The sequence below is a fragment of the Flexithrix dorotheae DSM 6795 genome (genome assembly GCF_000379765.1).
GTDB classification, from domain to species: Bacteria; Bacteroidota; Bacteroidia; order Cytophagales; family Flammeovirgaceae; genus Flexithrix; species Flexithrix dorotheae.
Genome location: NZ_KB903498.1, coordinates 220,880 through 231,752, shown reverse-complemented (window position 1 = coordinate 231,752; position 10,873 = coordinate 220,880). Strand labels below are relative to the sequence as shown.

5 protein-coding genes are annotated in these 10,873 nt (G+C 37.5%); 4 read left to right on the top strand and 1 reads right to left on the bottom strand.

Going from position 1 to position 10,873, the window contains the following annotated elements; translation table 11 throughout:
* Nucleotides 1-16: 16 nt before the first annotated feature.
* On the top strand, nt 17-1,567 hold the full coding sequence (locus tag A3EM_RS44790; protein ID WP_044240874.1) for an FG-GAP repeat domain-containing protein: 1,551 nt from the start codon (nt 17-19) through the stop codon (nt 1,565-1,567).
* A 168-nt stretch (nt 1,568-1,735) separates the two neighbouring features.
* Here the strand turns inward: A3EM_RS44790 and porU are convergent, their stop codons facing one another.
* Nucleotides 1,736-5,146 carry a type IX secretion system sortase PorU gene (gene porU, locus A3EM_RS0136735; RefSeq protein ID WP_020533244.1) on the bottom strand — a complete coding sequence of 1,137 codons (3,411 nt, stop codon included), beginning with the start codon at nt 5,144-5,146 and terminating at the stop codon, nt 1,736-1,738.
* Between the two features lie 389 nt (nt 5,147-5,535).
* On the opposite strand from porU, the gene A3EM_RS0136730 reads away from it, so the two are divergent.
* The 3 genes from A3EM_RS0136730 (at nt 5,536) to A3EM_RS0136720 (ending at nt 10,865) form a co-directional block, all read left to right on the top strand.
* Nucleotides 5,536-6,129 (top strand): RNA polymerase sigma-70 factor, encoded by a 594-nt coding sequence (locus A3EM_RS0136730; RefSeq protein ID WP_020533243.1) that lies wholly within the window; start codon nt 5,536-5,538, stop codon nt 6,127-6,129.
* A 75-nt stretch (nt 6,130-6,204) separates the two neighbouring features.
* Nucleotides 6,205-7,251, top strand: a complete 1,047-nt coding sequence (locus A3EM_RS0136725) for a FecR family protein (RefSeq protein ID WP_020533242.1) — start codon at nt 6,205-6,207, stop codon at nt 7,249-7,251.
* Between the two features lie 194 nt (nt 7,252-7,445).
* Nucleotides 7,446-10,865: a SusC/RagA family TonB-linked outer membrane protein gene (locus A3EM_RS0136720; protein ID WP_020533241.1), complete on the top strand. Its 3,420-nt coding sequence runs from the start codon at nt 7,446-7,448 to the stop codon at nt 10,863-10,865.
* Nucleotides 10,866-10,873: the final 8 nt, after the last annotated feature.

Genomic DNA, 10,873 nt, shown 5'->3' with positions numbered 1-10,873 from the left:
TGTTATTCAAAGCATTATGAGGAGAAGCCTAATTACCGAAAATTTTCTATTGTTTTGCATGACGCTATTAGTGACGAGTTGTATCCAGCATCCATCCCATGAAGATGAGGTAAAAAATGGGGAAGGAGAAAAAATTGCCCGCCAGTATTGCAATAGTTGCCATGTATTTCCCCAGCCAGAATTATTGATTAAAAGCTCCTGGAAAGATTATGTGTTGCCCCGAATGGGCTACATGCTTGGTATTTACGAAACTTCTAATGAAAGAAAAGCATTGATAGAAAGCGGGAAAGGTGGAGCATTGGTAGAAAATCGAAATATTTTTCCTGAAACACCAAAAATTGAAAAATCCGATTGGGAGAGAATAAAACAGTATTATCTGGAAAATGCTCCTTTACAGATTGAAAATCAGAGAGAAAGGGAAATAGAAACAGGCCTTCCGATTTTTGAGACTAAAATTCCGGATTTTAAACTTTCCCCTCCGGGAACTACCCTGGTGAAAATTTTAAAAGAAGGAGGGTATGTGATAGGTGATGCCCATACCAAAAAAATTTACCAGTTTTCTGCCGATGGTAAATTAGAAAAAATGGCAAATGTAAAGGAAGGGGCAGTCAATTTAATTGAAAGAGATAATGATCTTTTAATTACGGTGATGGGTTCATTTTCTCCCACTGATAATCCTTCGGGATTCCTAATGAAACTCCCATTAAGTCCTACGGAAAGGCCCAAAAAAATCATTGATCATTTGCAAAGACCTGTTCATGCTATTGATACTGATCTCAATAATGATGGCATCATGGATTTGGTAATTTGTGAATATGCCAAATGGACAGGCGGATTGTATTGGTGGAAAGGAATGCCAAATGGTTCTTTTGAACGCCATCCTTTGTTGGAACAGGCCGGAAGTATAAAAAGTGAAATAATCGATTTTAACAGGGATGGACTGCTGGATGTGATAGTGCTTTTTGGCCAGGGCAATGAAGGAATTTCAGTATTTATAAATCAGGGAAATGATACTTTTAAAGAGAATAAACTTATAGGTTTCCCCCCAACCTATGGCTCCAGTTACTTTGAATTGATAGATTTTGACCAGGATGGTGACAAAGATATATTATATACCTGTGGAGATAATGCTGATTACAAACCTCAACTGAAGGCTTACCATGGAATATACCTTTTCGAAAATAAGGGAGATTTTAAATTGGAGCAGAAATTCTTTTTCCAACTTAATGGGGCATACAAAGTTGCGCTGAAAGATTTTGATCAGGATGGAGATTTGGATTTAGCAGCCATTTCCTTTTTTCCGGATTTTGAAAATCAACAGGAAGAATCCTTTATTTATGCAGAAAATTCTGGGAACTTTCAGTTTGCTGAAAAATCTTTCAGTGAGGTGAAATCCGGCAGGTGGATGGTTATGGATACCGGTGATATTGATCAGGATGGAGATTTAGATATTATTTTGGGATCACTGGCATTCGAAGTGATTCCCAAAGGAAATTATGTGGATACCTGGGTAAAAAATGGAATTCCTTTCATCATTCTTGAAAACAAATTAAAATCAGTTCAATAATTTTTATACCCCTTTTTCATCGACTGGAAAAAGGGGCGAAAGCTAAATCATCTTGCTTTGCTTATATTTTAGTATTGAAGTTTTGTGTGAAAGGCCATTAATAAAATCGAAAAAGTTATCCTTTTCTGCCATATTAACGCAATTTTCTGTTTTCAAAAAAACTATATTTTAATTTAACAGGATAAATTTCCCCTTCGAAATATCATTCCTCCCGGATTCTTGGTAATCAATATAGATTTCGTAAAAATAAGTGCCAGAAGCAAATCTATTCCCATAATTGTCAAGTCCATCCCAGCGGATAGATTGAATGTCAGCACTTTCCCTGGAATAATTACCCATGATTTCTTTCACCAAAATGCCTTCTGCGTCCATTATTTTCACTGAAACCCTAAAATCTTCCTGAAGTTCACTTACCGGGAAGCTAAAGTTTACTGAATCGTGGGAAGGGTTAGGATGAACAATCAAATTTTCCAAAATGGAAATAATACCATCCACTACATTGAAAAAAATTTCCACATTTGTCTCATTATTGAAATTATCACTGGCCACAAGGGTTAAGGAATGAAGTCCTAAATCCATGGGTTGCAGCTGATAAGCAAGAGCACCTGTGGTAAAATCATTGACCTCCGATTGGTAATACCTGCTTAAATCCAGCGCTTCACTTTCATTATCATCAATCAATACCTTTATCCCTGCATTGGTATTGATTCCGCTTTCATCATTAAAATTAGCCAGTAAGATAGGAGTGGGGCCTGTATCTCCACCCGACTGGAATAATTCATTGTCCAGATAAAGGCTGATTTCCGGAGGAATTGTATCTTTTATATTCCCGGGCTGAGCATTTGATTTAGGTCCTAAAATAAAATTTTGGTAGGTTCCCATTGCATCCGAATTGTGCAGGCTATCCAGGGCATAAAGGCTCATGAAAATTTTTGAATGTGTTTTTTTATGGGTTTGTGGAAGGATTAATTCAAAACTGAATTCCCCTTTGGAAATGGTAGAAGAACCATTGTAAATTATATTCTGCCGGTTTTCATAAGTCATTTTTGTTTTGGGTCCATCATCACCCAATGTGGTGACCTCAGTTTTTTCACCATAGATGGTAATCATCAATCGACCTTCGAATCGCTTTTGGCTTTTATTTTCTAAATCGGCAATTTTACCCTCTACTAAAAGTCGTTTTCCCGGAACCAGGGTATCTGTATGGTTGATTTCGATATGATCAATTTTGTGGATATTTACTTTGTTAGAAGGGATCGCTAATGTAATGGAAGGATCGGCCAAAAGGGCAAAATTTCTATTCACATTACCTGAAATACTATTGTTTTTGGTATCCATGAAGATATCACCAAGTCTTGGGAATTCCCCATCTTTTTTTTCGAACACTACCTGATAGAAAGCCTGGCTCAGGTCGAAATTGGTATTGGAAATAACTGGTCGGGTGGTGGTAAGTAAGCCAATGGCTCCACCATCTTTTTTAAGGAGGGCTTCTTCGGCAGCCGATTTCCTTTTCCAATCATCAAATCTTCCAAATTCGCAGGTAGCTGTGACCATTAGTGGCAAATTATTGAGATTGTTCCATCCACTGATCTGGCCCAGTGTCAGAATTTTTTCATTGGTCCAGCCGGTTTCTGCCCCATGGCCAATATAATCCATAATCAATACCCCATTTCCAATATGATAATCAACTTTTTCCTGTCCCAGCGGTGAAATTTTTCCGGTTCTGGTTGCTTCCTGAGGAAAAGCATCTACAAAAACCCGATCGGGAATAAAATCGGGGTATACCTGTTCTATTTCGGTAGCTAAATAATCCGACCGTAGCTGATGTTTATTCTCGTCACTATCATCGGCTACAAAAGCCAGTTTGTTACGCCAGCCTCCCAAACAAACGGCCTGATCGTAATGAATAATTTTTTCCACGATATTAGCTGCCTCCACTTTGGTTGATACGGGAATTCTTCCAATACCCAAATCCATATCATGTATTTTATTTCCATAAGAAGTTGTTTCTTCCCAATTTCCTTCCTCCTCTTCCATAAAAGTAAAATAGTCATCAGAGGAAAAACTGTGGATGGCATGAATAGAATTGTAAGATTGATAGATGGGAATTTGATTGTGGACTGAATCCCGAATGCCAAGTGGATCGAAGGTGGTTTTGCCAAATAGCAACACATATTTTAAGGTGTGATTTTCGCCTCTTTTGTACAACATTCGGATAAAATCGCGAATGGCTGTTACATCTTTTCTTCCAGAGGAAAACTCATTATAAATTTGATCCACTACCACTACTTCAGTCTCCAATTGATCATGAGATTTTCGGTGCCCGGCTAATTTTAAGGCAGATGCCTTCAGGCTATCCACGGTAATAATTAAAAAATCCGGAGTGGAAAGGCCATGCAGATTTTGATTGTCTACCCTGCCTTCAAATTTGGGAGAAGTTAAGTCGGAATCATAAAAAACTGCATATTCTTTAATTGTATCCGAGAAGTCGGCAAATTCCCCTTTCCCCAATTTGATGTCAAAAGGAATTTCTTTGATTTCCTGAGGATTGGTAATATCCCAGATTCTGGCCTTTGAGCCTACATTTTCTATTTGATAAGTTACTTTAGGAAAATTCAGACTTTCAAGGGATCTAAAAAAAACGTGTGGTTCTTCCACCGAAATTTTCCTTTCACAATTGATCCAAAAATAATTTAAATGGCTTTCCGCATCATCATTACCAGCCAGGAACTCAAATTTTAAATGGAGATTTTCCACATCAAAAATTTCCGTTGGCTTAATTTCAAATTCGGCACTTTTTAAAACAGCTTTATTCCCATAAGTAGTTTTAGGAACTTCCTGTAAAGTAATCGTTCCAATGTCAGTTCCATTGGCAGAAAGCCTAAAATCAGTAGAGATGGAAGCCCTTGAAAGTACTTCTGTACCAATTTTCAGTGGTTTATCCCGATTAATTCCCGGAATTTTCCAGACAAAGATTTTCTCCTTTCCCGCTTCTTCAGAAAACTTTTCACCAAACCATTCTCTTCCCGAACTGAGCAGGTTAATTTCGTTTATTTCATGATATAAATAGTCATTGTAATAGGCGATGACTGGGAGTTCTTCAGCTTCCATCTTTTCTTGCTTTAAAACCCTTTTCCCTTTATTTCCACCATAGGTGAGGAAAAAGAAATTCTTTCTGGAATATAGATTATTTTCCACACGGAAAACTCCTTTTTCAATATCATAAACCTGGCGATCAGGCCCATTTGCGGGAATGAGTAAATAATCCTGAGGGCCAAATTTTTTTGTCTGCTTGCCCTGGAATAAGATGGCTATTTCCTGCAAATCCTCAATTCTTGTTTCACTGTTAAGCTGGGGCAGCATTCCTCCGGGGTTGCCGTAAATTTTGATCGTTTCAGGATTGAGCTCATCCACTGGAATTCCTGCGGCTTTCAAAAAATGATAATCGAGCTTATAAATACCTTTCTGGGAAACTGAAAACTTGTAGAAATTTCCCTTTTTCAGGACGGAAGAATTTACTGAGCTTTGAGCAAAGCAGGGAAATTGAATGGAAATGAAAAGAAAGAAAAGTACCCTCATGAAAAAACAAGTCCAGCATCAGTCCACAAAGATTAATTCTGATTTTAAATTCAGGTGTAATAAGATGTTACCATTTGGTTAAAGTTATCCGAAGAATAATTTTTGGGATAAATAACAAGCTGTACACTTCAACTTTGTGCTTCATAATCGCAGTTATTAAGAAGGGGAAATTTTAAGTTTTCTGTTTAGTAAAGATCAGGGTGAAAGTTTCTGATAAATTGATTTTTCCTACCAGAATTTTATTTTAACTCAACAGGAAACTAACCAACAGGCGGGGATTTGGTACTAAGATTTAACAATTTATTGATTAAAATAAGGCTGGTAAAATAATCTTAATTGTTGTTTTTTGCAGCAGATATTTTGTCAAACGGAACTCTTTTTTTACGAAAATGTCATCAAAAATATCAATTAAGAAATTAGCCGGGAGGCTACAGAAAGGGGAACTCTCTGCATTTGGAGAAATTTATGAATTGTATAAGGATAAATTGTATGGCTTTTCTTTTAAAATGTTAGCTTCTGAAGATCTCAGTAAGGATATTGTTCAGGAGACCTTTATTAAACTGTGGGAAAACAGACATAAAATTGATGAAAATAAATCCTTAAATGCTTATTTGTATACCATTTCAAAAAACTTAATCAAAGAGCAACAAAGGAATTATAGCAAGTCTTATGAAATGTCTTCCAAAATTTTGGAAGATGAACAAGCCAGTCTTTCCAGCCTCGATGTATTAGACAGCTTCAATTATCTTGAAATAAAGGAAATGGAAAAGAAAGTGGTAAATGTACTCACCCCTCAGCAAAAGGAGGTTTATATGTTGAGCAGGTATAACCACCTTTCCAACCAGGAAATCGCGAATAACCTGGGTATTTCAATCAATTCAGTCAAAACTCATCTCAGGCTGGCACTCAAAACGCTTAAACTTCATATTGCTCCCATTACCGATTTACTCCTTTTGGTTATGGCAATATTAATTGCAGGTTAAATTCCCGTGATGTTTAATTTTTCCACTCACCCCTTCACCCTGTTTATTTGTATTAGGGTAAAAGACATTAATTAAGTGGATAAATTCAGTAGAAAAGAATTTTTAAAATCGAAATTACTAAACGGAGGATGTAGCCAGGAGGAGCTTGAGGAATTATATTTCCTTTTCGACCAATATGGTTCTCCTGAGGAAATGGAGATTTTGATGGAAATGGAATGGGAGGCTAAAAATAACTTCAAATTGAAGGAAAAAGATGCTGACTATATTTATGCCCAGATTAAGAAGAGCATTCCCCGAACACACAGGACATTAAACTTCAAATTAAGTCATTTACAAGTTTCCCGAATTGCAGCAGCAATTATTTTGCTGGCTGTATTTGGTTGGGCTTTCAGGGGCTATCTGCAAGAAAAAGACATCGTTCCTGAGGTAAAAATGATCACCAGGCATGCGGAAAAAGGGCAAAAGCTAAAATTTACCCTGCCCGATGGGTCAATGGTAAATTTGAATTCAACCAGCTCAATTACTTATCCCGAGATTTTTTCTGACAGTACAAGATCGATAAAACTGGAAGGAGAGGCATTTTTTAATGTCACAAAAAATCCTGAAAAACCCTTCGTGGTAGAATCTAACGGGCTTTTTACGACTGTTCTAGGTACCTCTTTCAATATCAGAGCTTTTCGGGATAACCCAGTTGAAGTTACTGTAGCTACCGGAATAGTGAGGGTAAGTCCGGCCATAACAGACAGTCAATCCGGATTAGATTCTAAAGTAGTTCAGGGGGAATTGTTAAAACCAAACCAACAAGCCCGTTTCAACCCTCATGATTTATCCATTGCGGTTACGGATGTAGAACTTGGGCCTTATTTAGCCTGGAAAAGCAATACGCTTTATTTTGAAATGGTTCCTTTTGCCAGGGTGATTACTATACTGGAGAGATGGTACAATATTGAACTAGACCTTAAAAATGATTTATCAAACCAATGTTTGGTAAGGGCGAATTATAAAAATGAAAACTTAATCAATGTGTTGGACGGCCTGAAACTATTGGTCAATTTCGATTATGAGTTCACTGGTAAAAACCAGATAATCATTACAGGTAAAGGTTGTAAAACCAATAAATAACTGAAACTATTTTTTTCATTTAATTTTTGCTAAATGCTTATGAATAAAAAATGACCTTATGAATTGCCTTTTGTTTTTTACCAGGTAGAGAACAAAAAAAAAACCAGAACTGCGCCAACAGTTCTGGACCAAATCATCCGCCCAAGAGATCAGACTTGGGCAAAAAACGATTGTAGACTTAATCTTATAAAATTATGAAATCTAACTTACAAAACCTATTTCTGGTTGTGTCAAGACAATTATTAATTATATCCATTATACAGGTGATCGCTATTCAATTCATAATAGCTAATCCTTCGTCCAGCCAAAGCCTCGAAGAGGTAAAAATCTCATTGAACATCAATGGAGCCACTTTATCCAATGTTTTAAATGAGATAGAGCAAGAGACTGATTTTCAGTTTGCCTACAACCTGAAAGTTTCTAATCATGCCGATTTAATAAAGATCAAAGTAAAAAACAGAAGCTTGAGGGAAGTCCTTGAAAAAATAGCTGCTCAAACAGCTTTTAATTTTAAAAGGATAAACAACAATATTTATGTGATAGAACGTGAAGGAAACAAAAAGGAAAATCCGGTTATCCAGGAACTTCAGGAAGAAATAACAATTACAGGTAAAGTTACTGAGGCATCCACAAATGAGCCACTTCCCGGTGCTTCAGTGATTGTAGTCGGTACTACAACTGGTACTATTACCGATGTGGACGGTAAGTTTAAATTGACTATTCCCAGTAATTACAAAGAAATCTCAGTTTCATTCACAGGTTTCCAGACAGCAATTGTTAACATTGAAAATCAAAGTATTATTGAAGTTGCCCTGGAGGAGGATTTTGCCCAACTGGATGAACTGGTAGTAATGGGTTATAACACTCAGAAAAAACGTGATGTAACTGGTTCGGTTGCCACTGTAAATGCAGAGGAAATCAAATCAATTCCTACATCAAGTGTAGATAAAATGCTTGATGGGAGAATGGCTGGTGTGCAGGTGCTTACCGACAATGCACCAGGTGGTAATGTAACTGTAAGGGTGAGAGGTTATGGTACGATTAACAATAATGACCCGCTATACATCATCGATGGTATTCCGGTGTCAAATGGTATGAACAGCATTAACCCTCAGGATATCGAATCCATTCAGGTATTGAAAGATGCTGCAGCAGCTTCCATTTACGGTTCAAGGGCTGCAAATGGAGTGGTGGTCATTACTACCAAACAAGGAGGAAGCGAAGAAAGTGTAATCGAGTTTGATGCCTATGCTGGTGTTCAAAAAGCCTATAATTTACCAAAAATGCTTTCTGCTCAGGGATATGGTGATATGTTATGGCAGGCCACCAAGAATGATGGAGGTACGCCTTCAAGTGATATTTATGGAGATGATCCAAATCAGGCTGTAATTCCGGGTTTCCTGGATGATGGGCAGGTGATACCAAGTGCAGATGTAGATTGGGTGCAGGAAATATTTAATCCGGCAACTGTTCAGTCATATAACCTTTCCGTTTCTAAAGGAAATGAATCGGGCAGACACGTATTTAGCCTTGGTTATTACAATCAGGAAGGGATAATTAAGCATACTGGTTTTGATAGAATTACTGCCAGATTTAACTCAAGTTATAAGATAAAGGATCTGATTGAAATAGGTGAAAATTTTTCAGGAACCTACTCCCGAACCACCGATGTGGGGATCAACTCTTCTCTGGGTAGTATCACTTACGATGCCTTTCAATTTCCGTCAATTGTACCTGTAAAAGACAACAATGGAGTTTACGCAGGAAATCCAATTAATGATATTGGCAATCCAATGAGAAGACTTGACAGAGGCAAAGACCATACGGATAAAAGAATCAGACTTTTGGGAAATGTTTTTGCTGGCCTTGATCTGGGGGATTTAAAGCTAAAAACTAACCTGGGTATCGATTTTAATAGCAACAATTACAGGAACTTCAGTCCTATTGACGACAATGTTTTCTCCACAAGTTCTATAAATAGCTTAAGTACAGGCAATTCATTTAATTACCAGTTCACATGGTCAAATACATTGACTTACCAAAAAGATCTTGGGGATCATAATTTTGATGTATTAATTGGACAGGAATCTATTGAGTATTATGGGGAAGGCTTTTCGGCTTCAAGACAAAGCTTTTTGTATGAAGACCCAAATTTCTGGTACTTGTCTAACGGTACTGACAACCAATTAAACTCTGGTAGTGCCAGCGACTGGTCATTATTATCATTTTTTGGTAAAGTTAATTATAGCTTTCTGGATAAATATCTGTTCTCGGCTACTTTAAGAAGAGATGGTACTTCCAGATTAAGCGAAAACAATTGGGGAACATTCCCTGCATTTTCTGCTGGCTGGATCATTAGCGAGGAGGCCTTTTTTGATGTAGCTCCAGTAAGTTCTTTAAAACTTCGTGCCAGCTGGGGTAATGCTGGTAATCAGCAGGTTCCATCTTACTCTACTTTGTTTAGCTATCAAAACAATGCTACCTATTCCAATTATGCCATTGATGGCGCACAAGAGTCGGTTTATACAGGTCTTGTACAAACGAGAGTGGCTAATCCTAACCTAAAATGGGAGGTGACCACTCAGACAAGTGTTGGTTTGGATTTAGGTTTGTTTGATAACAAATTGGATATTACCGCAGAATATTTCAATAAAGTGACTGACGATATCCTGGTGTATACTCCAATTCCACTTACTTATGGAGGAACAAGTGATGGAACTTGGACAAACGGTGGCCAAATGAAAAACAGTGGTCTGGAATTGACGGTAAATTATAAGGGTCACTCAAATGAGTTCAATTATAATGTAGGATTTAACCTTACTGCTTATAAAAATGAGTTAACAGAATTAGAAGGAGTGTCTTACCTGGGAATTCCCAGCTCTTCTTTACACGGAGTGAACTTTGGTCAGGAAATTTCCAGATCAACAGTTGGTCAGCCAATCGGCTCTTTCTATGGATATGAGTCCGCAGGAATTTTTAAAACCCAGACCGAAGTAGACGCTCATGGAATACAGCCAAATGCTCAGCCAGGAGACCTTATTTTTAATGATGTGGACGGAGATGGAGACCTGGATACAGATGACAGAACATTTATTGGTTCGCCTCATCCTGACCTGATTCTTGGTGTGAACATGAGTTTTTATTATAAAGGATTTGATTTGGGTATGCTATTCAACGGTTCTTTTGGAAACGATATTTATAACCTGACAAAGTATAAAACGGAATTCTTTAACCAGGCAGCTTATAACAAAAGCGAAACTGTTCTTGATGCCTGGACCCCTGAAAATCCCGGTTCTGAAATCCCTCGTTTGAGTTTGGATGATCCTAACAACAACATCAGAGTATCTTCTTATTATGTGGAGGATGGTTCGTATTTTAAGCTTTATAACCTGCAGTTGGGATATACTTTCCCGGGAAATAAACTGAAAGGACTTGATTTAAGGTTGTACGGACAGGTGAATAACGTATTTACCATCACAGGTTACGATGGAATGTCTCCAGAACTTGGTCTTCAAAACTACTCTTCAAGTAACAGAAACCTTGATATTGGTATAGATCGTGGTATTTATCCTCCATCAAGAACCTTTACTATGGGACTTAATGTCAAATTCTAAAATTAGTA